This window comes from Nevskia sp. (genome assembly GCF_051860985.1).
GTDB lineage: Bacteria > Pseudomonadota > Gammaproteobacteria > Nevskiales > Nevskiaceae > Nevskia.
In genome coordinates this window covers 184,980-210,866 of the sequence record NZ_JBIMKV010000003.1, presented here as the reverse complement: position 1 = coordinate 210,866, position 25,887 = coordinate 184,980, and the positions used below count along the sequence as shown (strand labels likewise).

General features: G+C 66.3%; 25 protein-coding genes and 1 tRNA gene. 20 read left to right on the top strand and 6 right to left on the bottom strand.

The features are described 5' to 3' along the window. The first annotated feature begins 54 nt into the window (after window positions 1-54). Window positions 55-1,029: an EF-P lysine aminoacylase EpmA gene (gene epmA / locus ACTIGJ_RS04590; protein WP_439639104.1), complete on the top strand. Its 975-nt coding sequence runs from the start codon at window positions 55-57 to the stop codon at window positions 1,027-1,029. A gap of 7 nt (window positions 1,030-1,036) precedes the next feature. Here epmA and ACTIGJ_RS04585 read toward each other — a convergent pair whose 3' ends face one another. From ACTIGJ_RS04585 to ACTIGJ_RS04565, 5 genes are all read right to left on the bottom strand, one after another. After that, window positions 1,037-1,822, bottom strand: a complete 786-nt coding sequence (locus ACTIGJ_RS04585) for a sulfite exporter TauE/SafE family protein (protein ID WP_439639103.1) — start codon at window positions 1,820-1,822, stop codon at window positions 1,037-1,039. A 9-nt stretch (window positions 1,823-1,831) separates the two neighbouring features. Beyond that, window positions 1,832-2,164, bottom strand: coding sequence for a hypothetical protein (locus ACTIGJ_RS04580; protein ID WP_439639102.1), 333 nt, complete (start codon window positions 2,162-2,164; stop codon window positions 1,832-1,834). 16 nt (window positions 2,165-2,180) lie between these two features. Then, window positions 2,181-3,614, bottom strand: a complete 1,434-nt coding sequence (locus ACTIGJ_RS04575) for a PhoH family protein (protein ID WP_439639101.1) — start codon at window positions 3,612-3,614, stop codon at window positions 2,181-2,183. Window positions 3,615-3,702: 88 nt separating this feature from the next. Continuing rightward, window positions 3,703-4,170 carry a peroxiredoxin gene (locus tag ACTIGJ_RS04570; protein ID WP_439639100.1) on the bottom strand — a complete coding sequence of 156 codons (468 nt, stop codon included), beginning with the start codon at window positions 4,168-4,170 and terminating at the stop codon, window positions 3,703-3,705. Window positions 4,171-4,281: 111 nt separating this feature from the next. Then, window positions 4,282-4,821 (bottom strand): glycine cleavage system protein R, encoded by a 540-nt coding sequence (locus ACTIGJ_RS04565; RefSeq protein ID WP_293002163.1) that lies wholly within the window; start codon window positions 4,819-4,821, stop codon window positions 4,282-4,284. A 122-nt stretch (window positions 4,822-4,943) separates the two neighbouring features. On the opposite strand from ACTIGJ_RS04565, the gene dapA reads away from it, so the two are divergent. From dapA to ACTIGJ_RS04550, 3 genes are all read left to right on the top strand, one after another. Beyond that, window positions 4,944-5,822 (top strand): 4-hydroxy-tetrahydrodipicolinate synthase, encoded by an 879-nt coding sequence (dapA, locus tag ACTIGJ_RS04560; protein ID WP_439639099.1) that lies wholly within the window; start codon window positions 4,944-4,946, stop codon window positions 5,820-5,822. Next, on the top strand, window positions 5,822-6,166 hold the full coding sequence (locus ACTIGJ_RS04555) for a hypothetical protein (protein WP_439639098.1): 345 nt from the start codon (window positions 5,822-5,824) through the stop codon (window positions 6,164-6,166). The genes dapA and ACTIGJ_RS04555 overlap by 1 nt, the downstream gene beginning before the upstream one ends. 57 nt (window positions 6,167-6,223) lie before the next feature. Next, window positions 6,224-6,315: transfer RNA gene (locus ACTIGJ_RS04550), tRNA-Ser, on the top strand. An 87-nt stretch (window positions 6,316-6,402) separates the two neighbouring features. On the opposite strand, the gene ACTIGJ_RS04545 is transcribed toward ACTIGJ_RS04550, so the two are convergent. Next, window positions 6,403-7,242 (bottom strand): kinase, encoded by an 840-nt coding sequence (locus ACTIGJ_RS04545; RefSeq protein WP_439639097.1) that lies wholly within the window; start codon window positions 7,240-7,242, stop codon window positions 6,403-6,405. A gap of 70 nt (window positions 7,243-7,312) precedes the next feature. On the opposite strand from ACTIGJ_RS04545, the gene ACTIGJ_RS04540 reads away from it, so the two are divergent. From ACTIGJ_RS04540 to ACTIGJ_RS04465, 16 genes are all read left to right on the top strand, one after another. Further along, a complete protein-coding gene (locus ACTIGJ_RS04540; RefSeq protein WP_439639096.1) occupies window positions 7,313-7,771 on the top strand; it encodes an NYN domain-containing protein in 459 nt (152 codons plus the stop codon). Between the two features lie 111 nt (window positions 7,772-7,882). Beyond that, the gene (gene sat / locus ACTIGJ_RS04535) at window positions 7,883-9,088 is read left to right on the top strand and encodes a sulfate adenylyltransferase (protein WP_439639095.1); all 1,206 of its coding nucleotides are present in this window, start codon (window positions 7,883-7,885) and stop codon (window positions 9,086-9,088) included. 83 nt (window positions 9,089-9,171) lie between these two features. Beyond that, complete coding sequence (locus tag ACTIGJ_RS04530; protein ID WP_439639094.1) at window positions 9,172-10,728, top strand: acyl-CoA synthetase; 1,557 nt, start codon at window positions 9,172-9,174, stop codon at window positions 10,726-10,728. Window positions 10,729-10,740: 12 nt separating this feature from the next. Then, complete coding sequence (locus tag ACTIGJ_RS04525) at window positions 10,741-11,529, top strand: enoyl-CoA hydratase/isomerase family protein (protein ID WP_439639093.1); 789 nt, start codon at window positions 10,741-10,743, stop codon at window positions 11,527-11,529. Between the two features lie 277 nt (window positions 11,530-11,806). Continuing rightward, entirely contained in the window at window positions 11,807-14,515 is a 2,709-nt protein-coding gene (gene gyrA / locus ACTIGJ_RS04520) for a DNA gyrase subunit A (protein WP_439639092.1), read from the top strand. Window positions 14,516-14,547: 32 nt separating this feature from the next. Then, a complete protein-coding gene (serC, locus tag ACTIGJ_RS04515; protein WP_439639091.1) occupies window positions 14,548-15,621 on the top strand; it encodes a 3-phosphoserine/phosphohydroxythreonine transaminase in 1,074 nt (357 codons plus the stop codon). 138 nt (window positions 15,622-15,759) lie between these two features. Next, window positions 15,760-16,938 carry a phosphoglycerate dehydrogenase gene (locus tag ACTIGJ_RS04510; protein ID WP_439639090.1) on the top strand — a complete coding sequence of 393 codons (1,179 nt, stop codon included), beginning with the start codon at window positions 15,760-15,762 and terminating at the stop codon, window positions 16,936-16,938. Then, window positions 16,938-18,038: a prephenate dehydratase gene (gene pheA / locus ACTIGJ_RS04505; protein WP_439639089.1), complete on the top strand. Its 1,101-nt coding sequence runs from the start codon at window positions 16,938-16,940 to the stop codon at window positions 18,036-18,038. The genes ACTIGJ_RS04510 and pheA overlap by 1 nt, the downstream gene beginning before the upstream one ends. A gap of 69 nt (window positions 18,039-18,107) precedes the next feature. Beyond that, on the top strand, window positions 18,108-19,247 hold the full coding sequence (gene hisC / locus ACTIGJ_RS04500) for a histidinol-phosphate transaminase (RefSeq protein WP_439639088.1): 1,140 nt from the start codon (window positions 18,108-18,110) through the stop codon (window positions 19,245-19,247). Beyond that, window positions 19,244-20,125: a prephenate dehydrogenase gene (locus ACTIGJ_RS04495; RefSeq protein ID WP_439639087.1), complete on the top strand. Its 882-nt coding sequence runs from the start codon at window positions 19,244-19,246 to the stop codon at window positions 20,123-20,125. The genes hisC and ACTIGJ_RS04495 overlap by 4 nt, the downstream gene beginning before the upstream one ends. A gap of 16 nt (window positions 20,126-20,141) precedes the next feature. After that, a complete protein-coding gene (gene aroA / locus ACTIGJ_RS04490; RefSeq protein ID WP_439639086.1) occupies window positions 20,142-21,482 on the top strand; it encodes a 3-phosphoshikimate 1-carboxyvinyltransferase in 1,341 nt (446 codons plus the stop codon). After that, complete coding sequence (gene cmk, locus ACTIGJ_RS04485; protein ID WP_439639085.1) at window positions 21,479-22,168, top strand: (d)CMP kinase; 690 nt, start codon at window positions 21,479-21,481, stop codon at window positions 22,166-22,168. Before aroA ends, cmk begins: the two co-directional genes overlap by 4 nt. Before the next feature lie 108 nt (window positions 22,169-22,276). Next, window positions 22,277-23,968 carry a 30S ribosomal protein S1 gene (gene rpsA / locus ACTIGJ_RS04480; protein WP_439639084.1) on the top strand — a complete coding sequence of 564 codons (1,692 nt, stop codon included), beginning with the start codon at window positions 22,277-22,279 and terminating at the stop codon, window positions 23,966-23,968. Window positions 23,969-24,119: 151 nt separating this feature from the next. Continuing rightward, window positions 24,120-24,428, top strand: coding sequence for an integration host factor subunit beta (locus ACTIGJ_RS04475; protein ID WP_293371962.1), 309 nt, complete (start codon window positions 24,120-24,122; stop codon window positions 24,426-24,428). A 56-nt stretch (window positions 24,429-24,484) separates the two neighbouring features. Beyond that, a complete protein-coding gene (locus tag ACTIGJ_RS04470) occupies window positions 24,485-24,778 on the top strand; it encodes a LapA family protein (protein WP_439639083.1) in 294 nt (97 codons plus the stop codon). Window positions 24,779-24,798: 20 nt separating this feature from the next. Continuing rightward, window positions 24,799-25,887, top strand: coding sequence for a lipopolysaccharide assembly protein LapB (locus tag ACTIGJ_RS04465; RefSeq protein ID WP_439639082.1), 1,089 nt, complete (start codon window positions 24,799-24,801; stop codon window positions 25,885-25,887).

Sequence of the window (25,887 nt, the reverse complement as noted above, 5' to 3'; positions counted from 1 at the left end):
AATATCAGTGAATCCGATAGCGTCGGTTTATAACATTCACCCCATAGTGCGTCAATGAAACCAAGGCCTGCCGAACTGCAAGATTGGCGGCCATCGGCCAGCCTCGAAACCCTGCGCCAGCGTGCCGGCCTGCTGCGCCGGATCCGGGCATTTTTCGAGGCGCGCGAGGTGCTGGAAGTCGAGACTCCGGTGCTGTCGCGGGCCGCTACCGTCGATCCGCAGATCGACAGTTTCGTCACCCAGGACGGACGCTGGCTGCAGACCTCCCCGGAGTTCGCGATGAAGCGTCTGCTGGCCGCCGGCAGCGGGCCGATCTGGCAGCTGGCGCGCGTATTTCGGGTTGACGAACGCGGCCGCTATCACAACGCCGAGTTCACCTTGCTGGAATGGTATCGGCCTGGTTGGGACCACCAGCAGCTGATCGACGAATGCGATGCGCTTCTGCAGGCGCTCGGCGCAGCGTCGGCGGCTTGCATGCGTCTGAGCTACCGCGAGGCATTTCTGCAGCACGCCAAGGTTGATCCTTGGCAGGCGCCGCTCACGAGCCTGCGCGGGGCCTTGCCGGCATCGGTTCGGGAACTGGCGCTGCCGGTCGGCGATGAAGGACAGCAGCGCGATTTTCTGCTGGATCTGCTGATGAGCCATGTCGTCGGGCCGCAGCTCGGTCAGGACGCGCCACTGGTCCTGTACGACTTCCCGGCTTCGCAGGCCGCGCTGGCACGGATTCGTGCCGATGACCCTCCGGTTGCCGAGCGGTTCGAGATTTTCTGGCGCGGCATCGAGTTGGCGAACGGCTTCCACGAATTGACCGATGCCGGTGAGCAACGGCGTCGCTTCGAGGCCGATCAGGCGCGTCGGGCTGCCGATGGGCGAACCGTGCCGCCGTACGACAAGGCGTTGATCGCGGCACTCGCACACGGATTGCCGAACTGCGCCGGCGTCGCGATCGGGGTCGATCGTCTGCTGATGCTGCTGCTGCAGCGATCGACGATCGGCGAGGTGCTGGCGTTCGATGAGGTCTGCGCCTGAGGCGCGGTCAGCCGCCGATGATGTCGCGACCGAAGCGCAGCATCAGCGCGCTGACCACCACCACGAACAGTAGGCGGACAAAGCCGCTGCCACGCGCCATCGCCAGCCGCGCGCCGCACAGGGCGCCGGCGACGTTGAACACCGCCATCGGGATCGCGCAGCTGTAGAGCACGCTGCCGCTGGATACGAACCAGCCGAGAGCCGCGACATTGGTGATCGTGTTGACCGCCTTGGCCGACGCCGATGCCGCCAGAAAGCTGAAGCCGAACAGGCCGACGAAGGCGAAGATCAGGATGCTGCCGGTGCCAGGGCCGAAGAAGCCATCATAGAAACCAACTGCGCCGCCGATCACCACGCCGGCCAGGGCTTGCCGCGGCGGTGGCAGCGTCGGCGCATGCCGGGCGCCGAGGTCCTTCTTCCACAGCGTGTAGAGCAGCATCGCCGCCATCAGGACCAGCAGCAGCGGCTTCAGTGTGGCGTCGCCCATCGCGCTGACGGCACGGGCGCCGGCAAACGAGCAGGCCGCTGCCGCGAGGCCGGCGGGCAGCACCAGCGGGCGGTCGATCGCGACGCGCCGCGCATAGGTCAGCGTGGCGCTCGCAGTGCCCCAGATCGCCGCGAACTTGTTGGTGCCGAGCAGCACCGCCGGCGCGGTTTCGGGCATCAGCACGAACAGCGCAGGCAGCTGGATCAGGCCACCGCCGCCGACCACGGCATCGATGAAGCCAGCCAGAAACGCGAACCCGCACAGCGCCGCCAGCGTCGGCGTCAATACGTCCGCCAGTTCCGGCATGGAACGTGATCAGAGCAGCTTCGATACCGCCGTCGGGATCTTGTAGCGCTTGTCGGCCAGCAGCTTGTTCAGCAGCTGGGTCAGCCAGGAACGCGAGGAGGTGAAGGTCTTCAGCTTGATGAAGCGTTCCTCGCCTTCGGATTCGATCTCGTAGCGTTCGACGGTGACGGTCACCGGATCGCGCTCGCCCTTCAGCATCGCGCGCGCGGTCAGGCGGTTCACGGCGGTGTCGATGGTGACGTCGACGATCTCGCCATAGGCCGACAGCTTGTCGTTGACATAGGCCTTCAGCGACAGCGCGAGCGCGCCGTCTTTCACGCCGCGGGCAAGTCCCTTGAGCATGGTGGTGTTTCCTGATTCAGAGGATGTCGGACGCGAATGCTGCCAGACGCGAGCGTTCGCCACGCGCCAGGGTCACATGGCCGCCGTGCGGCCAGCCGCGGAAGCGGTCGACGACATAGGTCAGGCCGGACGTGGTTTCCGACAGGTACGGGGTGTCGATCTGGGTGAGGTTGCCGAGACAGACGATCTTCGAACCCGGCCCGCAGCGGGTGATCAGCGCCTTCATCTGCTTGGCGGTCAGGTTCTGCGCCTCGTCGATGATGATGAAGCGGTTCAGGAAGGTGCGGCCGCGCATGAAGTTGAGGCTGCGAATCTTGATCCGTTTCGACAGCAGGTCGTTGGTCGCTGCGCGTTCCCAGTCGCCGGCATTGCTGGTCTGGGTCAGCACTTCGAGGTTGTCCATCAGCGCACCCATCCACGGCGTCATCTTTTCCTCCTCGGTGCCGGGCAGGAAGCCGATGTCATCGCCGAGCGGCACGGTGACGCGGGTCATGATGATTTCGCGGTAGCGCGGTTCGTCGAGCGTCTGGGCCAGGCCGGCCGCCAGCGCCAGCAGCGTCTTGCCGGTGCCGGCGGCGCCGAGCAGCGAGACGAAATCGACGTCCGGATCGAGCAGCAGGTTGAGCGCGAAGTTCTGTTCGCGGTTCTTGGCGTGGATGCCCCAGACCGGCGTCTTCCCGGCGCGATAGTCGCGGATCACATGCAACTTGGCGCTGTCGCCGTCGAGCGCCTGGACGGTCAGTTCGAGCCCGCGTTCGACGTCGTCCGGCAGGTACAGGAATTCGTTGACGTGCCATTCCTTGACCTTCGGCCCACTGACCTTGTAGCAGGCGCGGCCGCGCTCGTCCTGCCAGCTGTCCATCTTCTCGCCGTGCGTGGTCCAGAAATCGTCCGGCAGCTTGGCGTAGCCCGAGTACAGCAGATCGAGGTCGTCGAGCACCTGATCGTTGTGGTAGTCCTCGGTATGGACCCCGACGATCGCCGCCTTGATCCGCAGGTTGATGTCCTTCGACACCAGCGTGATCGGCCGCGACGGGTGCTGCATCTGCAGCGCCAGCGCCGCCAGCAGGATGTTGTTGTCCGGCTTGTTGCCCGGCAGCATTTCCGGCAGCGCGGCGGCCGATGGCCGGGTCTGGAAGAACAGCCGGCCCGAGGCCGGTGCCGTCGGTGTGCCTCCACCGTGGCCATTACCGTTGCTGCCCTTGTTCAGCGTGCTCGGCAGCGGAATCCCTTTCTCGATCTGCGCGTGATCCTTGCCGTGCATCAGCCCGTCCAGGATGCGGCTGACCTGGCGCACGTTGCGGGAGGTTTCGCTGGTGCCCTTCTTGCCGTTGTCGAGTTCCTCAAGCACGACCATCGGGATGTAGATGTCGTGCTCCTCGAATCGGTACAGGCAGCTCGGATCGTGCATCAGCACGTTGGTGTCGAGCACGAAGATCTTCTTTTTCATCGGTTTCCGGGACATGAAACAGACGAGCCGACGCGCGATGGATCGCGCGTCGGCTCAGGGGATGCTTTGAGGGAGTCCGGCAAGAGCGTCAGAGGGCCTTCACCGCCTCCAGCACGTCGGCCGCGTGGCCTTTGGCGGAGACCTTGCGCCAGTCCTTGACGAGCTTGCCTGAAGCGTTGAACAGGAACGTGCAGCGGTCGATGCCCATGTATTTCTTGCCATACATGCTTTTCTCGACGATGGCGCCGAAGGCGTTGCACATGGCTTCGTCGCCGTCCGAAAGCAGCAGGAACGGGAAGCCGAACTTGGTGCAGAAATTGTCGTGCGACTTCACGCTGTCCTTCGACACGCCGACGATATCGGCACCGGCGCTGACAAAGTCCTGGTACAGCGCGGTGAATTCGTTGCCTTCGACGGTGCAGCCGGGCGTGTTGTCCTTCGGATAGAAGTAGACGACCAGCTTCTTGCCCTTGTAATCCTTCGCCAGTTTCACCGTCTTGCCGCCGCTGGCGGGCAGGGTGAGATCGGGAATCGTGTCGCCAGTGCTCAGACTCATGCAGCGGGTCCTCGTGGGTTTCGATGTGAAAAGGTGGGTCTGCTGGCGATCAGACTACACCCGACTTGCCGGTTTCAAGACCGCAAGAATCACGCCTTGTTCGGCCCCCGGTCAGCTCTTGATCGGGTCGAGCATGCCGTCGGCATTAAGGTCGTCGCAGAGGTCCATGAACGACTCGCGAAGCGCTTGCGGATGCTGGTTGACTGGCACGTGCAGCACCATCTGCACGCTGACCATGCCGGCGCCGGTGTGCGTGGACTGGTACTTCTGGGTCGACATCTCGGCCACCTGCACGTCCTGGCTGTGGAAGAACTCCAGCAGGTGCACCAGCAGGTCCGGCTGCTGCGGGGCGATCACGTCGGCGGCGTAGGGACGGAACTCCGGGTTTTGCTCGCGCATGTTGCAGCGCTGAAAGCGCACCTGCAGTTCAAGCTTTTCGGCGATCCCCGGCAGTGCGGTTTCCAGCCGGCCGAGCGCGCTCCAGTTGCCGGACACCACCAGGTTGGCCGTCAGGCGGTCGCCGATCGGGGCGATCCGGCAATCCTCGACTTCACCGCCGCGCTCGCGGATCGCCTTGAACAATTCCAGCGCCAGTTGCGGACGTGGCTGGCCCAGGACGGAGATCGACAGCAGGTTTTCGGGAACGGCCATTGCGCGGGAACGTATGCGGGGGTGCAGGAGTCAGGAGATGGAGCGGTCGGTCCGTCAGGCCCGGCGGGCCGCTGACCTTGTTCCGTTATAATCGCAGTTTAGCCACCCGCACCCAACTCCGCATGATCAAGGGCAGCATAGTCGCGATCGTCACGCCGATGACGCCTGCTGGCGAGGTCGATTTCGACGCGCTCGCCGCGCTCGTCGAATGGCACGTCGCCGAAGGTACTGACGCCATCGTGGCAGTCGGCACCACCGGCGAGTCGGCCACGCTCAGCGTCGACGAACACATCGCCGTCGTCCGCAAGGTCGTCGAGGTGGTTGCCAAGCGGGTACCGGTGCTGGCCGGCACCGGTGCCAATTCGACCGCCGAGGCCATCGAACTGACTCGGCTGGCCAAGGATGCCGGCGCCGATGCCGCCCTGATCGTCACGCCCTACTACAACAAGCCGCCGCAGGAAGGCCTGTATCGCCACTTCAAGGCGATCGCCGAAGCGGTGGCGATGCCGATCGTGATGTACAACGTGCCAGGCCGCACCGGCTGCGACATGCTGCCGGCCACCGTCGCGCGGCTGGCGCAGCTCCCGAACATCGTCGGCATCAAGGAAGCGAAGGGCGAGCTGTCCCGCGTTCGTGAACTGCTGGCGCTGGGCCTGCCGAAGGATTTCGCGCTGTACACGGGCGATGACGCCACGGCCCGGGAATCGATGCTGCTGGGCTTTCACGGCGATATCTCGGTGACCGCGAACGTCGCGCCGAAGTTGATGCACGAGATGTGCGTGGCCGCCATCGCCGGTGATGCCGCGACTGCCGGCATGATCGACAGCCGGCTGACGCTGCTGCACAAGAATCTGTTCCTCGATCCCAATCCGATTCCCGCCAAGTGGGCGCTGGAGGCAATGGGCCGGATTCGCGGTGGCATCCGCCTGCCGCTGGTGCCGATGAACCCCGATCACGTCAACCTCGTGCGCGACAGCCTGCGCGCGGCAGGAGCGCTCTGATGTCGACCCGCGAACGAATGAAGCAGACAGCCGGCCTGCGCCGTGGCATCGCCGCCGGCCTGCTGCTGGCGGCTGTGCTCGCCAGCGGCTGCACCACCAATGCCTACTGCAAGGCGCCGCAGGCCTACGAAAACGCGCCGTCGATCACGCCGATCAAGGCGCCGGAAGGCCTGACCGTCGCGACCCCGAGCACAGCCCTGAAGGTGCCCGACGTCAAGGTCGACTCCGTGACCTTCGGTTATTACGTGCCGGATCCGGCGAATCCGGCCAAGTCCCAGCTGCGCTGCCTGGACCAGCCTCCGGTGCTGGTCCTGGCACCGGATCCGACGCCGCCGACGCCCTGAGTCCGCACCTTTCCGATAGAATGCGTGCGCCGCGACGCGGCAAGGTTTGTAGAAAACGGAGAGATGTCCGAGTGGTTGAAGGAGCACGCCTGGAAAGCGTGTATACGGGTCAAACCGTATCGCGGGTTCGAATCCCGCTCTCTCCGCCAAATTAAAGACCGGCCTTGGTTCGCCGGCAACGACAAGGCCCCTGTCTACAGGGGCTTTTTCGTTTGCGGCGGGGCATGCGGCCCGGCTCAGCCGGAGCGATAGCGGACGGCTTCGACGCCGTGATCGTCGCGCAGCCGGATCACCACGTCGGCGCGATCCGGCAGCACATCGAGCGCGTGCTGGCTCAGGCGCTGGTAGTGCTGGATGAAGCGGGCGAGCTGCTCCGGCGTCTGCAGCCCGGCTGCCTTCTTGCCGGCTGATCGCGCGGTGTCCTGCTCCTGCTGCCAGCGCCATCGATGGACGGCGTCGAAGTTCGGCACCTGCAGGTAGATCAGTGCATCGAGACCGGCAAACCACTCGGCATAGGGGCCGGCCAGCTGGGCGTTGACCCGCCGGCGCCAGCGGCCGTCTCGGTCTTCGTCCGCTTCCAGTGCGTTGACAGGCGTGTCGAGCGCTGCGCCGTCCTGCGCCGGCGTACCGACGCACCAGCCCTCGAACAGGATCAGGTCGACCGGGCCCTCCAGGCCCGGCCAGCGGGTTTCCGGCAACCGATCGTCGTCGGCCTTGGAGTAGCGGGGCAGGGCCAGCGGGTGCCCGGCGCCCAGTGCTCGAACGGCTTGCAGCGTGGCCATTCCCAGCGCCACGTCGTGGCTGCCCGGCACGCCGCGGGTGATGAACAGCGGATGCACCTGCGTAGCCAGGCGTTGGCGATCAGCGCGCGGCAGGTAGAAGTCATCGATCGACAGCACGGCAGCTGTCAGGCCGTGGCGACTGGCCAGTTCGGCGGCCAGGAACGCGGCGGCCGTGCTCTTGCCAGAACCCTGCGCGCCGTTGAGACCGATCAGCGGGCAGCGCGTGGTTCGGCAGTGCAGCGCCAGCCGCGCGGCAAGTTCGCGGTAGTGCGCTTGGGTGTCGGCATCCAGCATCTCGTCGGTCTCGCTGCGGTGGAATCGCGCTTGTGGCAGTTTGCCCGCGCCAACCCGGATTCCGCGACGCATGCCGCTGCTGATCGATGCCCTGAACGTGGCCTACTGGTGCGGAGCGCCGCCCGGCCTGCGCCTGCCGCTGGCCGTGCTGGCGGGTGCGCTGGCGGCGGGGCATGGGGCAGAACTGGTGTTCGATGCCAGCGCGCCGTACCAATTGCGTGACGACGCCGAGGTCTGGTCGCAGCTGCTCGCCGGCGGCTGGCCGGTGACCGTGGTGCCGTCCGGACGCAGTGCCGATGCTGTGCTGCTGCGCATGGCGCGCGACCGCAGCGGCTGCATCGTCAGCAACGATCGCTTCCGGGATCACCGACGCCGCTTCCGCCGGCTGATCGACGACCCGGTGCGCCTGCAGCGTGGCGCGGTCCGCAATGACTGCATCGAGCTGCCTGGACTGGGCCTAAACTGGCCGCTGCCGGCATCGGCGCCGCTGGCGCTCGCGGCCCTCGATCGGCAGCGGCTGCCGCCGTGAAAGCGGCCGGCGGCGCCTGCGGGTGATCATCCGTCTGCGCTTGGCCCGCTGCTTGCGGCATCATTCGCGTCCGGATTCCGCGCCATTCCCCCCGCTCCAGGAACGATTGTGATGATCAAGCCTCACGGCTCCGCTGTGCTCAACCCCCTGTATGTCGCCGATGAGGCCCGCCGCGCTGCCGTCGCCGCCGAAGCGGCCCGCTTGCCGTCGCTGCTGCTGAACTCCGCCGCTGCGGCGAATGCCGTGATGCTCGGCGCCGGCTACTTCAATCCGCTGACCGGCTACATGAACCTGGCCGACGCGCTCAGCGTCGCCGAGCACATGAAGACGACGGCCGGCCTGTTCTGGCCGGTGCCGATCGTCAACCTGACGCTGGACAGCTCGATCAAGGCCGGCAGCCGCATCGCGCTGCGCGATCCGAACGTCGAAGGCCACCCGGTGCTGGCGGTGATGGACGTCGCGGCGGTCGAAGCGGTCAGCGCCGAGCAGATCAGCCTGATGGCGGAGAAGATCTTCGGCACGCTCGATCCGAAGCATCCGGGTGTCGCCACCTTCACCACGCTGGGCAACACGCTGCTTTCCGGCAACATCGAAGTGCTCAACTACAGCTACTTCCCTGCCGAATTTCCGGACACCTTCCGCACGGCGGTCGAGATCCGCGACGAAATCGCCAAGCGCGGCTGGAACAAGGTGGTGGCCTTCCAGACCCGCAACCCGATGCACCGCGCTCATGAAGAGCTGTGCCGGATGGCCAAGGAGCGCCTGAACGCCGACGGCATCGTCATCCACATGCTGCTCGGCAAGCTGAAGGCCGGCGACATTCCGGCCGACGTCCGCGATGCCGCGATCCGCAAGATGGTCGAGCTGTACTTCGAACCGAACACCGTGATGGTCTGCGGCTACGGCTTCGACATGCTCTACGCCGGCCCGCGCGAAGCGGTGCTGCACGCGATCTTCCGTCAGAACATGGGCACCAACTACCTGATCGTCGGCCGCGATCATGCCGGCGTGGGCAGCTACTACGGCCCGTTCGATGCACAGACGATCTTCGATTCGGTGCCCGCCGGTGCGCTGGAAATCCAGATCTTCGGCGCCGACAACACGGCGTGGAGCAAGAAGCTGAACAAGGTGGTGATGATGCGCGAAGCGCCGGAGCACACTCCGGACGACTTCATCAATCTGTCCGGCACCAAGGTGCGCGAAATGCTCGGCAAGGGCATCGCGCCGCCGCCGGAGTTCTCGCGTCCGGAAGTGGCCAAGATCCTCTCCGACTACTATCAGGACCTCGATCGCGCGGCAGCAGCGGCAGGCAACTAGAACGTGGTGGCAGACCGGCCGGCTGCGCGCCTGGGGCGCACGGCGCGGCCGGCTGACCGTCGCGGTGGTGCAGGGGAGACGCGATGAAGCACGTATCAAGCATCGATCCGGAATGCCTCGCCGAAAGCTTCCGGCGCCGTGCCTTCCGTGCCGAACAGCGGCCGGCGCTGAGCTTCGAGGGCCGGACCTGGTCCTACGCGCAGATGCAGGCCGAGATCGAGCGGCGGGCCAACGTGTTTGCCGCACTCGGCATCGGCCGCGGCGACCGCATCGGCTACCTCGGCTTCAATCACCCGGGCATCCTGTTCGCGCTGTACGCTGCGGCGCGGATCGGCGCGATCCTGGTGCCGCTGAATTTCCGACTCGCCAGCCGCGAACTGCAGCAGATCATCGAGGATGCCGAGCCGGCGCTGCTGATCGTCGATGCGCCGCATCGGCCGCTGATCGACGCGGTGCGCGAGCGTCTGGCCTGCCGGCATTTCCTGGCTGCCGATGACGATGCCGCCACCGCGGACTGGCAGTCGCTGCCGGCGCTGCTGGCGGCTGGGGCGACACCCGTGGCGGCGGTCGATGGCCAGCCCGACGACGTGGTGCTGCTGATCTACACGTCGGGGACCACCGGGCGTCCCAAGGGCGCGATGCTCAGCAATCGCAACCTGTGGACCAACAACCTGAACTGGCTGCTGGCCAACGATTTCACCTCGCGCGACGTGACCCTGGCCAACGCGCCGCTGTTCCATGTCGGCGGTCTCTGCGTGGTGCTGACGCCGACCCTGCTGGCCGGCGGCCATGTGGTGCTGCAGAAGGGCTTCGATGCGCTGGAATTCATCCGCAGCGTCGAGCGCGAGCGGGTTACCGTGTGCTTTGCCGTGCCGGCAATGATGCTGTTCACCAGCCAGCATCCGGCGTTCGCCGATGCCGACCTTTCGAGCCTGCGGCTGATCGTGGCCGGTGGCGCGCCGGTGCCGGAGCCGCTGCTGCGGCTGTATGCGACGCGGAACATCCCGGTCAGCCAGTGCTATGGCATGACCGAGGCGACCTCCGGCGTCACCTTCCTGGAAACCGACCGGGCGCTGGCCAAGCTCGGCTCCTGCGGCCGCGCCGGCATGCTCAGCGAAGTGCGGCTGATCGACTTCGATGGCCGGCCGATCACCGAGCCCGACGTGCCCGGCGAGATCTGCATGCGCGGCGGCAACGTGATCCAGGGTTACTGGCGGCTGCCGGAAGTGTCCGCCGCCTGCGTCGACGCCAATGGCTGGTTTCGCAGTGGCGATGTCGCCAGCTGCGACGCGGAGGGGTTCTACACGATCCGCGACCGGGTCAAGGACATGATAATTTCGGGCGGCGAGAACATCTATCCGGCGGAGATCGAAAGCCTGCTCTACGAACATCCGGCGATCGCCGAGGTTGCGGTGATCGGCGCGCCGGATGTCCGCTGGGGCGAGCGGGTGCTGGTGATCGCGGTGCTGAAGCCGGCGCAGACGCTGACGCTCGACGACGTGCTGGCCTTCGTCGACGGCCGGCTGGCGCGCTACAAGCTGCCGCGCGAACTGCATCTGATCGACCTCATGCCGCGCAATCCGAACGGCAAGGTGATCAAGACCGAGCTGCGCCAGCGCTTTGCTGCCAGCACCCGATAGGAGCAGGACCCGATGAGCGAGCGCGCAGTGCGGCTGGAGATTGGCGACGGCATCGGCCGGATCACCCTGTGCCAGCCGGCACGCGGCAATCCCTTCGATCAGCGCTTCTGCGCCGAGCTTTGCGAAGCCGCGATCGACTGTGACGAGAACCCGGCGGTGCGCGCGGTTCTGATCCGCGCCGAAGGCAAGTACTTCAGCGTTGGTGCCGATCTGAAATGGCTGGGTCGCGAGCGCGAGCTTCTGCCGCGCCATCTGAAGGCGGCGACCGCCGACCTGCACATGGCGGTGTCGCGGCTGGCGCGCGCCGATGCGCCGGTGGTGATCGCCGTGCACGCGCTGGCCACCGGCGGTTCGGTATCGCTGACCGCGATGGCCGATTTCGCCATTGCCGCGCGTTCGGCCAGCTTCTATGCGGCGTTCAACGCGATCGGCTTCGTCAGCGATTCCGGCGGCACCTGGTACTTGCCGCGCCGGGTCGGTAGCCGCAAGGCGGCGGACTTCGTGATGCTCAACGAGCACTGGACCGCCGAGCAGGCGCTCGGCCACGGGCTGCTGTCGCGGGTTGTCAACGATGCCGACCTCGAAGCGGAGGCCGAGTCGCTGGCCCGCAAGCTGGCGGATGGTCCGACCCGCACCTATGGCGAGATGAAGCGGCTGTTCCTGTCGAGCAGCGAGCAGCCGCTGGAAGCGCAGCTGGAGCTGGAAGCGCGGGCGATTGCCCGTTGTGCGCGCACCGAGGATTCCTGGGCTGCGATCCAGTCGGTACTGGCGCGCGAAAAGCCCGGCTTCCGGGGCCAGTGAGCCCCGGCCGGCCGGCGATGACGGCGCCGGCGGCTGGCAGATTTGTCGATCTGGGCCGTGCTGACGCCACCCTTTCCCCCTGACGGGAAACCACCTCACGCGCCGCAGGGCGCAAATGCGGGCCTTGCAGGCGCTTAGCTGCTAAAATCGCGACGTGAACTGCCCGTCTGCTGGCAGGTAAGCAGGCTTGTCGATCCGGACGCCGCTGGGCCTCCGCTTCCGGCCGCGAACCCGCCACCGGCGCCTCGACTCAAGCTGCCCGAACACGCCTTTTCGAATGTCCGAATTCGCCAAAGAAATCCTGTCCGTCAATCTCGAAGACGAGATGCGGCGCTCCTACCTCGATTACGCGATGAGCGTGATCGTCGGCCGTGCGCTGCCCGACGCCCGTGATGGCCTGAAGCCCGTGCATCGCCGCTCGCTGTACGCGATGAACGACCAGGGCAACCACTACAACAAGCCGTTCCGCAAATCGGCGCGCATCGTCGGCGACGTCATGGGTAAGTACCACCCGCACGGCGACTCGGCGATCTACGACACCATCGTCCGCATGGCGCAGCCGTTTTCCCTGCGCTACACGCTGGTCGACGGTCAGGGCAACTTCGGTTCGGTAGACGGCGACCGCGCGGCGGCGATGCGTTACACCGAAGTGCGGATGTCGAAGATCGCGATGGAACTGCTCGCCGATATCGACAAGGACACCGTCGATTTCGTGCCGAACTACGACGGTTCCGAGCAGGAGCCGGCGGTGCTGCCGACCCGCATTCCGAACCTGCTGGTCAACGGCTCCAGCGGCATCGCGGTGGGCATGGCGACCAACATTCCGCCGCACAACCTGTCCGAAGTGATCGATGCCTGCGTGGCGCTGATCGACAACCCGGACATGGATCTCGACGCGCTGATGAAGCTGGTGCCGGCGCCGGATTTCCCGACCGCCGGCCTGATCCTCGACGCCGCGGGTCTCAAGGAAGCCTACGAGACCGGCCGCGGCCGCATCGTGTTGCGCGCGCGCACTCATTTCGAGGACTTCGAGCGCGGCGGTGATCGCCAGGCGATCGTCACCACCGAACTGCCGTACCAGGTCAACAAGGCACGGCTGATCGAGAAGATCGCCGAGCTGGTCAAGGAAAAGAAGATCGAGGGCATCACCGACCTGCGCGACGAGTCCGACAAGGACGGCATGCGCATGGTCATCGAGCTGCGTCGCGGCGAAAACGCCGAGGTGGTGCTCAACAACCTGTATCAGCAGACCCAGCTGCAGACCGTGTTCGGCATCAACATGGTCGCGCTCGACGACGGCCAGCCGAAGACGCTGGGCCTGAAGGCGCTGCTGGAAATCTTCCTGCGCCACCGCCGCGAAGTGGTGACCCGCCGCACCCAGTACCTGCTCAACAAGGCGCGCGATCGTGCCCACATCCTCGAAGGTCTGGCCGTGGCGCTGGCCAACATCGACGAAGTGATCGAGCTGATCCGCCGCAGCCCGAACGCCGCCGAAGCCAAGGCCGGCCTGATGGGCCGTCTGTGGAAGGCCGGGCAGGTCGCCGACATGCTGTCGCGCGCCGGCGCTGATGCTTCGCGGCCGCTGGGTCTGGATCGCGAGTTCGGCATGGTCGACGGCGGCTACCGGCTGTCCGACGCCCAGGCCCAGGCCATTCTCGACCTGCGCCTGCAGCGCCTTACGGGTCTTGAGCAGGACAAGATCCACGACGAGTACCGCGCCATTCTCGAGGCGATCCTCGACTACATGGACATCCTCGGCAGCGAGGCGCGCCTGCTCGGCGTGATCCGGGCTGAGCTGCTGGAAGTGAAGGACAACTTCGGCGACGAGCGCCGCACCGAGATCACCGACTTCGCGCTGAACCTGAACCGCGAAGACCTGATCACGCCGATGGACATGGTGGTGACCCTGTCCAAGGCCGGCTACGTCAAGGCGCAGCCGCTGGCCGAGTACCAGGTGCAGAAGCGTGGCGGCCGCGGCCGCACGGCGGCGGCGACCAAGGAAGACGATTACGTCAACGGCCTGTGGGTCGCGCACTCGCACGACTGGCTGCTGTGCTTCAGCTCGCGTGGCCGCATGTACTGGCTGCGCGTGTTCGAGCTGCCGACCGGCGGCTCGGGCGCCAAGGGCAAGCCGTTCAACAACCTGCTGCCGCTGGAAGACGGCGAGCGGATCAGTGTCGTGCTGCCGATCAAGCGCTTCGACACCGGCCAGTACGTGTTCATGGCCACCCGTGGCGGCACGGTCAAGAAGACGCCGCTGGAAGATTTCTCGCGGCCGCGCACCGCCGGCATCATCGCTGTCGACCTCAGAGTCGACGACGAGCTGATCGGCGTGGTGCTGACCTCCGGTGACAGTGACGTGCTGCTGTTCTCCGACGCCGGCCGGGTGATCCGCTTCAACGAGCGCGATGTGCGCCCGATGGGCCGTGGCGCCACCGGCGTGCGCGGTATGCGGCTGGTGGTCAAGGGCGGTGCCGGCGATGACGACGATGCAGCCGTGGTCGAGACCGAGGGCGATGTCGACACTGCCGAGCCGGTCAGCAACGGCGCGCGGCTGATCGCGCTGCTGGTAGCCCAGGACGGCGACATCCTGACCGTTTCCGAATACGGCTATGGCAAGCGCACGGCGATCAGCGGCTTCCCGCTCAGAGGCCGAGGCGGCCAGGGCGTGATCGCCCAGGCGCTGTCGGACAAGAGCGGCAAGCTGCTCGGCGCGCTCGACGTCAACGACCGTCACGAGCTGATGCTGATCTCCGACGCCGGCCACCTGATCCGGGTCAAGGCCAGCGAGATCAAGCAGCTCGGCCGCAACACCCAGGGCGTGCGCATCGCCCGGCCCAGCGAGGGCGACCGGCTGGTCGGCCTCGACCGCATCGAGCCGGAGCCGGAGGCAGCGGCAGGCTCGGAGATTGGCGGTGAAATCGACGACAATGCCGCGCCCATGCCGCCCGAGACGGATGGTGGCAGCCCCGAATCGGCTGCCTGACCCACATTAGAAATCAAACACAGGTCATTGAAATGACGAGAGTATTCAACTTCAGCGCTGGCCCTGCGACGCTTCCGGTCCCGGTCCTCGAACAGGTGCGTGACGAACTGCTCGACTGGCGCGGCACCGGCATGTCGGTCATGGAGATGTCGCATCGCGACAAGCCTTTCATGTCGATCGCCGCCGAGGCCGAGGCCGACCTGCGCGAAGTGCTCGGTGTGCCGTCGAACTACAAGGTGCTGTTCATGCAGGGTGGGGCCACCGGCCAGTTCGCCGCCGTGCCGCTGAACCTGCTGAACGGCAAGAGCGCGGACTACATCGTCAACGGCGCCTGGGGCGCCAAGGCGGTCAAGGAATGCGCGCGCTGGGGCAAGGCCAACACCGCCGCCAAGCCCGAGAAGTTCAACCAGGTGCCGGCGCGCGAAACCTGGAAACTTGATCCGAATGCGGCCTACGTGCATTACACGCCGAACGAGACGATCGAGGGCGTGGAATTCCAGTGGACCCCGGACGTCGGCAACGTGCCGCTGGTTGCCGATTTCTCGTCGAGCTTCCTGTCGCGTCCGCTCGACGTGTCGAAGTTCGGCTTGATCTACGCTGGTGCGCAGAAGAACGCGGGCCCGGCCGGCATCACCTTCGTGATCGTCCGCGACGACTTGCTCGGTACCTGCAACCCGGTGGCGCCATCGATTTTCGACTACAAGTCGGTCGCCGAAAACGACTCGATGCTGAACACGCCGGCGACCTTCAGCTGGTACGTGTCGGGGCTGGTCACCAAGTGGGTGAAGTCCGAAGGCGGTCTGGCCGTGATCGGCGAGCGCAACCGCCGCAAGTCGGCGCTGATCTACGACTACATCGACAGCCAGTCGTTCTACGCCAACCCGGTCGCCAAGGCCGACCGCTCGTGGATGAACGTGGTCTGGACCCTGGCCGACGACAAGCTCGACGCCGACTTCCTGAAGGGTGCGGTCGCCGCCGGCCTGCCGGGCCTCAAAGGTCACCGCGCCGTCGGCGGCATGCGCGCCTCGATCTACAACGCGATGCCGGAAGCCGGCTGCGTGGCGCTGGTCGACTACATGAAGGAATTCGCCCGCACCCGGGGCTGATAGACGCGATCTCGCACCAGGATGCGGAGGCGCGGAGAAACGCCGGAGATCTGAAAAGACCTTGCTGCTCTGCCGCGACTTCGCATTCCTGCGTGAGTTGCCTTTCCTGGGTGGTCCCGCGACAAAAAGAACGACGCCATGTTCAAGATCAAGACGCTGAACAACATTTCCGTGCTGGGGCTGGAGCGCCTGCCGCGTGCCCGTTACGAGGTGTCGTCGGACATCGCCCATCCGGACGCGCTGCTGCTGCGCTCGGCGGACCTGCACAAGGTCGAGATTCCGGCCACGGTGCGGGCGATCGGCCGGGCCGGCGCCGGCACCAACAACATCCCGGTAGCCCTGATGAGCCAGCGCGGTGTGCCGGTGTTCAACGCGCCGGGCGCCAATGCCAATGCCGTCAAGGAACTGGTGCTGGCCTCGATGCTGCTGGCCGCCCGCAATATCGCGCCGTCGCTGGCTTTCGTCGCCGGTCTCAAGGGCACTGACGCCGAACTGCACAAGCTGGTCGAGGACGGCAAGAAGAACTTCGTCGGCATGGAACTGCCGGGCCGGACGCTGGGCGTGATCGGTCTCGGTGCGATCGGCGTCAAGGTTGCCAATGCCGCGCTCGATCTGGGCATGAAGGTCTACGGCTTCGATCCGGCGATGACCGTGCAGAACGCCTGGCAGCTGAATTCCGGCGTGATCCAGGCGCTGTCGGTCGATGATCTGGTGTCGAAGTCGCAGTTCATTTCGGTGCACGTGCCGCTGCTTGATGCCACGCGCGGCCTGATCAATGCCGAGCGCATCGCGCTGATGCAGAAGCCGGGCGTGCTGCTGAACTTCGCGCGCGCCGAAATCATGGACGAGGACGCGGTGCTGGCCGGGCTCAAGTCCGGTGCGCTGCAGGCTTATGCCTGCGACTTCCCCAGCGTCAAGCTGGCCGGAAATCCGAAGGTGATCGCGACGCCGCATCTCGGTGCTTCGACAGCGGAAGCCGAGGACAATTGCGCGATCATGGTCGCCGACCAGCTGCGCGAATTCCTGGAAACCGGCAACGTCCGCAACTCGGTCAACTTCCCGGAAGCCGTGATGCCGCTGCTGCCGGGCAAGCAGCGGCTGACCATCGTCAACGCCAACGTGCCGAACATGGTCGGCCAGATCACCACGGCGCTGGCCAAGCACCAGATCAACATCAACGATCTGCTCAACAAGTCGCGCGGCGACATTGCCTACACGCTGGTCGATGTCGACCAGGAGCTGCCGGCCGAGATGGTCGATGAACTGGCCGCGATTCCCGGCGTGCTCGCCACCCGGGTGATCGAGGGCTGCCGCTGATGGCGTCGTTCGCATCCCTGCCCGAAGCGCGCGCCGAGATTGATGCGATCGACGCCGAGCTGCAGCGGCTGATCGCCCGCCGGGCGCGCGTTGCCGAGGAAGTGCGCGAGATCAAGGTGGCCAGTGGTGCGACCGGCGACCATTACCGGCCGGCCCGCGAAGCCGAAGTGCTGAAGAAGGCGATGGAGCACAACCGCGCGCTCGGCGGGCCGCTGCCTGACGAGGTCATGGCCAAGCTGATGCGCGAGATCATGTCGGCCTGTCTGGCGCTGGAATCGCCGCTCGCGGTCGCCTATCTCGGCCCGGAAGGCACCTACACGCAGGCCGCCGTCTACAAGCAGTTCGGCCTGCAGGTCGCAGCGCGGGCGGTGGCGACCATCGACGACATCTTCCGCGACGTTGAAGCCGGTTCGGCCTCCTACGGCGTGGTGCCGATCGAGAACTCCACCGAAGGGGTCGTGAACTCGACGCTCGACCTGCTGGCGACGACACCATTGAGCATCTGCGGCGAAGTCTGGCTGCCGATCCACCATCAGCTGCTGTCGCTGCACGAGCAGCTCTCCGACGTGAAGGTGGTCTACGCCCACCCGCAGTCGCTGGCCCAGTGCCGGCGCTGGCTGGACAGCAAACTGCCCGGCGTGCCGCGCGAGACGATGGTCAGCAATGCCGCGGCTGCCAAGCAGGTGTCGGAAACCGGGCAGGGTGCGGCGATCGCCAGCGCCGCTGCCGGCGAGCGCTACAAGCTGCACGCGCTGGCCGCCAACATCGAGGACGACCCGAACAACACCACGCGCTTCCTGGTGATCGGCCGTCAGCAGCCGGAAGTGACCGGCGCCGACCGCACCTCGCTGGTCTGCTCGGCACCGAGCGGTGGCGAGGCCGGTGCGCTGTTCCGCCTGCTGGAGCCGTTCGCGAAGGCCGGGCTGAATCTGTCGAAGATCGAGTCGCGGCCGAGCCGGCGCGGCATCTGGGACTACAACTTTTTCCTCGATGTCGAAGGCCATCGCCTGGAACCGGCGGTCGCCGCCGCGCTGGAAGAAGTGCGCAAGCGCGCCTCGTTCTACCGCGTGCTCGGCTCCTATCCGCGTGCCGTGGTCTGAAGCCCTCCGCATCCGTCACTTGAAGGTCATCCGGCGTCGTCCGGCTGACGCTCACGATCGAGTCCTCCGATGTCCCTGAACGAACCCGCTTTCCTGAAGAATGCCCTGGCCGGCGTGCTGGCCCTGGAGCCGTACTCGCCCGGCATGCCGATCGACGAACTGCAGCGCCGCCTGGGCCTGACCGACGTCATCAAGCTGGCCTCCAACGAGAACCCGCTGGGCCCGAGCCCGAAGGTCAAGACGGCACTGGCCGAACACGCGGCCAACGGCAATGTGTCGCTGTACCCGGATGGCGGTGGCTTCCGCCTGAAGGCGAAGATCGCCGAGTTCCACGGCATCGACGCCAGCCGGATCACGCTCGGTAACGGCTCCAATGACCTGCTGGAATTCATCGCCCGCGTGTTCCTCGGCCCGGGTCGCAAGGCGCTGTTCTCGGAATACTGCTTCGCGGTCTATCCGCTGGCCACGCTGGCACAGAACGCCGAGGCGATCGTCGCCAAGGCGCTGCCGGCCGATCATCCGGTGATGCCGTTCGGTCACGACCTCGATGCGCTGGCGGCCGCGCTGACGCCAGAGGTCAGCGTGGTGATGATCGCCAACCCGAACAACCCGACCGGCACCTGGGTCGAGCCGGCCGCGCTCGAAGCCTTCATCGCCAAGGTTCCGGCGCAGACCATCGTCGTGCTCGACGAGGCCTACATCGAATACTTCGATCCGGCCCTGAAGCCCGATAGCCGTGCCTGGCTCGATCGCTATCCGAACCTGGTCGTCACCCGCACGTTCTCGAAGACCTATGGCCTGGCCGGCCTGCGCGCCGGCTATGCGCTGTCTCACGCCAGCGTGGCCGATCTGCTGAACCGCGTTCGCCAGCCGTTCAACCTGAACATGCTGGCGCTGCTGGCGGCGGAGGTGGCGCTTGGCGATCAGGCCCACGTGGCGCAAGCCGTCGAGCTGAACCGCAGCGAGATGGCACGGCTGAAGGCCGAATTCTCCGCGCTGGGGCTCAAGGTGCTGCCGTCGCAGGCGAATTTTCTGACCTTCAACGTCGGCCGTGATGCCGCGCCGGTGCACAAGGGCCTGCTGGAGCGCGGCGTGATCGTGCGGCCGATGGCCTCCTACGGCATGCCGACCTGGCTGAGAGTCAGCATCGGCACGGCTGCCGAAAACACGCGCTTCCTCGAGGCGCTGAAGGCAGCACTCGCCGCGTGAGCGAGCCGGCGCCGATCCGTCTTGCCGTCGTCGGCCTCGGGCTGATCGGCGGCTCGCTGGCGCGTGCGCTGCGCGAGGCTGGCGTGGTGGCGACGATCAGCGGCTACGACCGCGATCCGGCGCAGGTGCAGGCGGCGCTGGCGCTGGGCGTCATCGACCGCGCGGGTGTCGACGCCGCCGATGCCGTGCGCGACGCCGACGTCGCGGTGATCGCGGTGCCGGTGCTGGCCACGGCGTCGGCGCTGGCCGCCTGCAAGCCGGGCTTGTCGGCGCGCACTATCGTCACCGATGTCGGCAGCACCAAGCAGTCGGTGCTGGCGGCAGTGCGCAGCGTGTTCGGCGAGGTGCCGGCTCGTTTCGTCGCGGCGCATCCGATCGCCGGCACCGAGAAATCTGGTGTCGCCAACGCGCTGCCGGGCCTGTTCCGCAACCACCGGCTGATCCTGACGCCGCATGCCACGCAGGATGCCGAGGCGCTGGCGACCGTCGAACGGCTGTGGGCGGCGACCGGCGCCCGCGTCGTCAAGATGGAGGCGGCCCGTCATGACGCGATCTTCGCGGCGACCTCGCACCTGCCGCATCTGCTGGCCTATAGCTTCGTCGACATGCTCGACCAGCTTGAAGGCGCGGATGCCGACATCTTCCCGAATGCCGGCGGCGGCTTCCGCGATTTCACCCGCATCGCCTCGTCGAGCCCGCGCATGTGGCACGACATCCTGCGCGCCAACGCCGAGCCGGTAGCGGCACTCCTCAAGAAACAGATCGACGAGCTGAGCCGCCTGCACGGCATGATCGAGCGCGGCGACTGGGAGGCGATGCACGCGGTTTTCGAGCGCGCCCGCGCGGCGCGCGAGCGGCACCTGACCCGAATCGAATAGAGCCAAGATTTGAACCATGAGCACTGAAGGACCCGGTTTGACCTTTGTCGTGCAGCCCGGCGGCCAGCTGGCCGGCCGCTTGCGCGTGCCCGGCGACAAGTCGATCTCGCACCGGGCGGTGATGCTCGGGTCGCTGGCCGAAGGCATCTCGGAAGTCACCGGCTTCCTGACCGGCGAGGACTGCCTGTGCACGATGAAGGCCTTCCAGGCGATGGGCGTGCGCATCGAGCAGCTTGGGCCGACGCACCTGCGCGTGCACGGCGTCGGCCTGCATGGCCTCAAGGCGCCGGCCGGGCCGCTGGATCTCGGCAACTCGGGCACCTCGATGCGTCTGATGTCCGGCCTGATGGCCGCGCAAGCCTTTGAAACCACCTTGATCGGCGACAGCTCGCTGTCGAAGCGGCCGATGCGGCGCATTGTCGATCCGCTGCGCTCGATGGGGGCTGTGATCGCCACCACCGACAAGGGCACGTCGCCGCTGCAGTTCTCGCCGGCTGCATCGCTGAAGGCGATTGCCTACGACTCGCCGGTCGCCAGCGCGCAGGTCAAGAGCGGCATCCTGCTGGCCGGTCTTTATGCCGAGGGCAAGACCGAGGTGTGCGAGCCGGAACCGTCGCGCGACCACACCGAGCGGATGCTGCGCGGCTTCGGCGTCAGCGTCGACGCCCGGCCGGGCTATGCGGCGGTGCAGGGCAGCCAGCGGCTCAAGGCCACCCATATCGAAGTGCCGGCGGACATTTCGTCGGCGACCTTCCCGATGGTCGCTGCGGCAATCGTGCCGGGTTCCGACGTGCTGCTCGAAGCGGTCGGCATCAATCCGACCCGCACCGGCATCATCGACATCCTGCGCAGCATGGGCGCGACGATCACGCTGACCCATGAACGGATGCTCGGCGGCGAGCCGGTCGCCGATATCCGCGTGCAGGGCGCCGCCTTGAAGGGCATCACCATCGGCGGCGATGTTGTGGCCAGCGCCATCGATGAGTTCCCCGCCGTGTTCATCGCCGCCGCCTGCGCCGACGGCGTGACCACGGTCAACGACGCGGAAGAACTCCGCGTCAAGGAATCCGACCGCATTGCCGCGATGTGCGATGGCCTGACCGCGCTCGGCGTGTCGGCGATCGCGAAGCCCGATGGCGCGATCATCACCGGGCGAGGCAATGCCTCGCCCATCGGCAGCGGTACCGTCGATTCGAAGGGCGATCACCGCATCGCAATGAGCTTTGCGATCTCTGCATTGCGCGCGACCGGACCGATCACGATTCTCGACTGCGCCAACGTCAACACCTCGTTCCCTGGCTTCGTCGCGCTGATGGGCGGCGCTGGCTTGCGGATCAGCGAGCGGGTCGCCTCGTGATCGCCGATCCGGTCCCGGTCATTGCCGTCGACGGCCCGGCCGGCGTCGGCAAGGGCGTGGTCACCCGCTGGCTGATGACGCATACCGGCTGGCACCGGCTGGACAGCGGCGCGCTGTACCGGATTCTTGCGCTGGCCGCCCATCGGGCCGGGATTCCGTTGGAAGACTCGGCGCGGGTCGCTGCACTGGCGCCGACGCTCGACATCCGCTTCACCGGCGAAACCGAGGCCGACGAGGCGATCCTGGTCAATGGCGACAACTGGACCTCCGCGTTGCGAGAGGAAACCACCGGCGATCTGGCGTCGAGGATCGCCACGGCCACCGTCGTCCGCGATGCGCTGCTGCAGCGGCAGCGCGACTTCCGCACCGCGCCGGGCCTGATCGCCGATGGCCGCGACATGGGCACGGTGGTGTTCCCGGATGCCGTGCTGAAGCTGTTTCTCGACGCCAGCCCGGAGGCACGCGCCGAGCGGCGTCATCGTCAGTTGAGCCGAAAAGGCCTCGATGTTAATCTCGCCGACCTGTTTGCCGAGGTTTGCGCTCGGGACGAGCGCGATCGGAAGCGAACCGTCGCTCCGCTGGTTGCCGCCGCAGATGCAGTGACCATCGATACGACGGCGCTGGACGTGACCGAGGTCCTGCAGGTGGTGGCAGCGCTGCTGAAGCGCCGAAACCTCGTTTTCTGACAGCAAGTTGTTGATTCAAAGCGGATTGCCAGGATGGTGATCCTGAACCTCAGACCCCTTTGCCAGGCAGGCATCGCGGATGTTTCACCTACCTCAAGAGCTTCCTGAATGACTCAATCTGTTGCTGAAATCAGTTTTGCCGAGATGTTCGAGCAGAGCCTGGCCGGTGGCCAGTCGATGCAGCCGGGCACCATCGTTTCCGCGCTGGTGCTTGAAGTGAAGGCCGATGTCGTCATCGTTGACGCCGGCCTGAAGTCCGAAGGCGTGATTCCGATTTCGGAATTCATGGTCGACGGCGCACCGGCCACCGTGATGGTCGGTGACCGCATCGAAGTCGCGCTCGAAACCGTCGAAGACGGCTTCGGCGAAACCCGCTTCAGCAAGGAAAAGGCCGAGCGCATCCGGACCTGGGACCGCCTCACGAAGGCGTTCGAGGGCAAGGAAACCGTCATCGGCATCATCACCGGCAAGGTCAAGGGCGGTTTCACCGTCGATATCGGCAACGTCCGCGCGTTCCTGCCGGGCTCGCTGGTCGACGTCCGTCCGGTCCGCGACACCGCCTACCTCGAAGGCAAGCCGCTGGAATTCAAGGTGATCAAGCTCGATCGCCTGCGCAACAACGTCGTCGTGTCTCGCCGTGAAGTGCTCGAAGCCGAGTACTCGGCCGAGCGCGACATGCTGCTCGAGAAGCTCCAGGAAGGCGCGATCCTGCGCGGCGTGGTCAAGAACCTCGTCGAGTACGGCGCGTTCGTCGACCTCGGCGGCATCGACGGCCTGCTGCACATCACCGACATGACCTGGAAGCGCATCAAGGATCCGGCGGAAGTCGTGACCGTGGGCGTGGAAATCGAAGTCAAGGTGCTGAAGTACGACCGCGAGCGTCGCCGCGTGTCGCTCGGCCTGAAGCAGCTGGGTGCGGATCCGTGGGTCGACATCGAACGTCGCTACCCGGAAAAGACCCGCCTGTTCGGCAAGATCACCAACATCACCGATTACGGCGCGTTCGTCGAAATCGAGCCGGGCGTCGAAGGCCTGGTCCACGTGTCCGAAATGGACTGGACCAACAAGAACGTCAACCCGGGCAAGCTGGTGCACCTGGGCGACGAAGTCGAAGTCATGATTCTCGACATCGACGAAGAGCGCCGCCGCATCTCGCTCGGCATGAAGCAGTGCGTGCCGAACCCGTGGGAAGAGTTCTCGCAGAACTTCCAGAAGGGCGACAAGGTCAAGGGCCAGATCAAGTCGATCACCGACTTCGGCATCTTCATCGGTCTGGATGGTGGCATCGATGGCCTTGTCCACCTGTCGGATCTGGACTGGAACGAGCCGGGTGAAACCGCCGTCCGCCGCTACTCGAAGGGTCAGGAACTGGAAGCGACCGTGCTGGCCATCGACGGCAGCCGCGAGCGCATCAGCCTGGGCATCAAGCAGCTGGGTCAGGACCCGCTGACGATGTTCCTTGCCGACAACCAGAAGGGCCAGATGGTCAAGGGCACCGTCAAGGAAGTCGACGCCAAGGGCGCCGTCATCACCCTCGCGGGTGGTGTCGAGGGCTACATCAAGGCCGGCGACCTGTCGCGCGACCGCGTGGACGACGCCACCAAGGTGCTGTCGGTCGGCCAGGAGCTGGAATCGCGCTTCATCGGTGTCGATCGCAAGAACCGCATCGTGACGCTGTCGGTCCGCGCCAAGGAAATCCAGGAAGAAGAAGAGGCCGTGGCCGAGTACAGCCGCAACGCTTCGACTGGCAAGACCAGCCTGGGTGACCTGCTCAAGGAACAGATCGGCGGCAACGACTGAACCTGAGGCAGCCTGCTGCATGAAAGAGCCGCGCAGCCGCGCGGCTCTTTTTTTGTCTCGCCAGTACCGACGCGGATCGTTCGCGAGGTTGCGCGGCGAGGCGTTTTTCACTATCGTCGAGCATCCCAAAGGTTTGATCGCGAAAGCATTTATGACCAAATCCGAGTTGATCGAAGCGCTCTCGCTGAAGCAGACCCACCTGATGCAGAAGGACGTCGAACTGGCGGTCAAGCTGGTGCTCGACCAGATCAGCAATGCGCTGGCCAAGCAGGAGCGGGTCGAGATCCGCGGCTTCGGCAGTTTTGCGTTGCACAGCCGTCCGTCCCGGGTCGGCCGCAATCCGAAGACCGGCGAAGCGGTGCGCATTCCGTCCAAGCATGTGCCGCATTTCAAGCCGGGCAAGGAGATGCGCGAGCGGGTCAATGCCAGCATCGAGACCACGCCGCTGAAGAATTCCTGAGCCGTCGGCTTCCTGGCCGCCGGTCCGCCGTCATCCGTCCCGGAGACCGTTCCGCCATGCTTCGTCTCCTGACCGTTCTGCTGCTGACGCTGGTCTTCGCCATCGGCGCCAGCCTCGGCTACTTCAATGCCGAGCGCGTCACCTTCCATTACCTGTTCGGCTCGGTGGATGTCCGTGTCGCCGTGCTGGTGGCGGTCAGCTTCGTCATCGCAGCAGTGCTCACGCTGGCGCTCTGCGGCGTCCGGATCCTGCGCCTGCACCGGGATATCCGCCGCCTGCGCAAGCAGTTGCGCGATAGCGAGACCGAGCTCAAGAACCTGCGCAACCTGCCGCTCGCCGGCGGGCGCTGAGCCATTGGCTGCGCCGCGCGATGCTTGAAACCCTGATTTCCTGGAGTCTGCTGCCGCTCGGCGTGGTGCTGGGCCTGGCGCTGGCCAAGCGTGGCGCCGTCGATCTTGGCGACGGCCCTGCGGCCGGCCCGCCGTCCACCGATCTGCCGCTTCGGCGAGACGAAGACACTGTCGAACTGCAGCTCACCCTCGGCAGCCTGTTCCGCAAGCGCGGCGAACTCGATCGTGCGATCCAGCTGCATGAAGCGGTGATCGCCCGGCCGGGCCTGAATGTCGAGGAAGCGGCAGCTGCCCGGCTGGAGCTGGCGCAGGACTTCCTGAAGGGCGGCGTCATGGATCGCGCCGAGCAGCTGCTCAACGAGCTGATCGGCCGGGGCCTGCATCTCGAAGCCGCGCTGGAGCTGCTGCTGGACCTGCACGAACAGGGGCGCGACTGGCCTCAGGCGATGTCAACGGCTGGACGGCTGCAGTCGGTGCAGGGGCGCAGCCAGGCGCGGCGCATCGCCCATCATCACTGCGAACTGGCGGAGAACGCTCGCCATGAAGGCCAGCTCGGGGTCGCGCGCGAGCGGGCCGAAAAAGCCCTGGCGTCGGACCGCGATTGCGCGCGCGCCAGCCTGCTGCTGGCGGCGCTGGCCGAGGCCGACCAAGACTGGCCCACGGCGATCCGTTGCGCGAGCCGCGCCATCGAGCAGGATCGCCGCTACCTGCCGGATGTGCTGCCGGTGCTGCGCCGTTGCTTCGATCAGCTCGATGACGACGCCGGCTATGCCCAGTTCCTCGACGATGCCGAGGCCGATCATCCGGACTCGATGGCGGTGGCGCTGGCCAAGGCCGAACGGCTGGCCGCCCGGGCCGAAGATGCCCAGGCCTATCTGGCGGCGCGGCTGCTGAAGACCCCGGGCTGGCGCGGCCTGCTGTTCTGGATCGATGCCGCGATGCCGGGCTACGACACGGCCGGGGCGCTGACTACCGCGTTCCGCAAGCGCCTCGATGCCCAGCCGCGCTACAGCTGTTCCAGCTGCGGCCTCAAGCCCGGGGTGCTGTTCTGGCAATGCCCGGGCTGCAAGCAGTGGGCGACCATCGCGCCTGTTCGGGACGATCTCTGA

Coding starts and splice junctions, on each gene's coding strand:
- epmA (WP_439639104.1), top strand. CDS start 55: ATGAAACCAAGGCCTGCCGAACTGCAAGATTGGCGGCCATCGGCCAGC.
- ACTIGJ_RS04585 (WP_439639103.1), bottom strand. CDS start 1,822: ATGCCGGAACTGGCGGACGTATTGACGCCGACGCTGGCGGCGCTGTGC.
- ACTIGJ_RS04580 (WP_439639102.1), bottom strand. CDS start 2,164: ATGCTCAAGGGACTTGCCCGCGGCGTGAAAGACGGCGCGCTCGCGCTG.
- ACTIGJ_RS04575 (WP_439639101.1), bottom strand. CDS start 3,614: ATGAAAAAGAAGATCTTCGTGCTCGACACCAACGTGCTGATGCACGAT.
- ACTIGJ_RS04570 (WP_439639100.1), bottom strand. CDS start 4,170: ATGAGTCTGAGCACTGGCGACACGATTCCCGATCTCACCCTGCCCGCC.
- ACTIGJ_RS04565 (WP_293002163.1), bottom strand. CDS start 4,821: ATGGCCGTTCCCGAAAACCTGCTGTCGATCTCCGTCCTGGGCCAGCCA.
- dapA (WP_439639099.1), top strand. CDS start 4,944: ATGATCAAGGGCAGCATAGTCGCGATCGTCACGCCGATGACGCCTGCT.
- ACTIGJ_RS04555 (WP_439639098.1), top strand. CDS start 5,822: ATGTCGACCCGCGAACGAATGAAGCAGACAGCCGGCCTGCGCCGTGGC.
- ACTIGJ_RS04545 (WP_439639097.1), bottom strand. CDS start 7,242: ATGCTGGATGCCGACACCCAAGCGCACTACCGCGAACTTGCCGCGCGG.
- ACTIGJ_RS04540 (WP_439639096.1), top strand. CDS start 7,313: ATGCCGCTGCTGATCGATGCCCTGAACGTGGCCTACTGGTGCGGAGCG.
- sat (WP_439639095.1), top strand. CDS start 7,883: ATGATCAAGCCTCACGGCTCCGCTGTGCTCAACCCCCTGTATGTCGCC.
- ACTIGJ_RS04530 (WP_439639094.1), top strand. CDS start 9,172: ATGAAGCACGTATCAAGCATCGATCCGGAATGCCTCGCCGAAAGCTTC.
- ACTIGJ_RS04525 (WP_439639093.1), top strand. CDS start 10,741: ATGAGCGAGCGCGCAGTGCGGCTGGAGATTGGCGACGGCATCGGCCGG.
- gyrA (WP_439639092.1), top strand. CDS start 11,807: ATGTCCGAATTCGCCAAAGAAATCCTGTCCGTCAATCTCGAAGACGAG.
- serC (WP_439639091.1), top strand. CDS start 14,548: ATGACGAGAGTATTCAACTTCAGCGCTGGCCCTGCGACGCTTCCGGTC.
- ACTIGJ_RS04510 (WP_439639090.1), top strand. CDS start 15,760: ATGTTCAAGATCAAGACGCTGAACAACATTTCCGTGCTGGGGCTGGAG.
- pheA (WP_439639089.1), top strand. CDS start 16,938: ATGGCGTCGTTCGCATCCCTGCCCGAAGCGCGCGCCGAGATTGATGCG.
- hisC (WP_439639088.1), top strand. CDS start 18,108: ATGTCCCTGAACGAACCCGCTTTCCTGAAGAATGCCCTGGCCGGCGTG.
- aroA (WP_439639086.1), top strand. CDS start 20,142: ATGAGCACTGAAGGACCCGGTTTGACCTTTGTCGTGCAGCCCGGCGGC.
- rpsA (WP_439639084.1), top strand. CDS start 22,277: ATGACTCAATCTGTTGCTGAAATCAGTTTTGCCGAGATGTTCGAGCAG.
- ACTIGJ_RS04475 (WP_293371962.1), top strand. CDS start 24,120: ATGACCAAATCCGAGTTGATCGAAGCGCTCTCGCTGAAGCAGACCCAC.
- ACTIGJ_RS04470 (WP_439639083.1), top strand. CDS start 24,485: ATGCTTCGTCTCCTGACCGTTCTGCTGCTGACGCTGGTCTTCGCCATC.
- ACTIGJ_RS04465 (WP_439639082.1), top strand. CDS start 24,799: ATGCTTGAAACCCTGATTTCCTGGAGTCTGCTGCCGCTCGGCGTGGTG.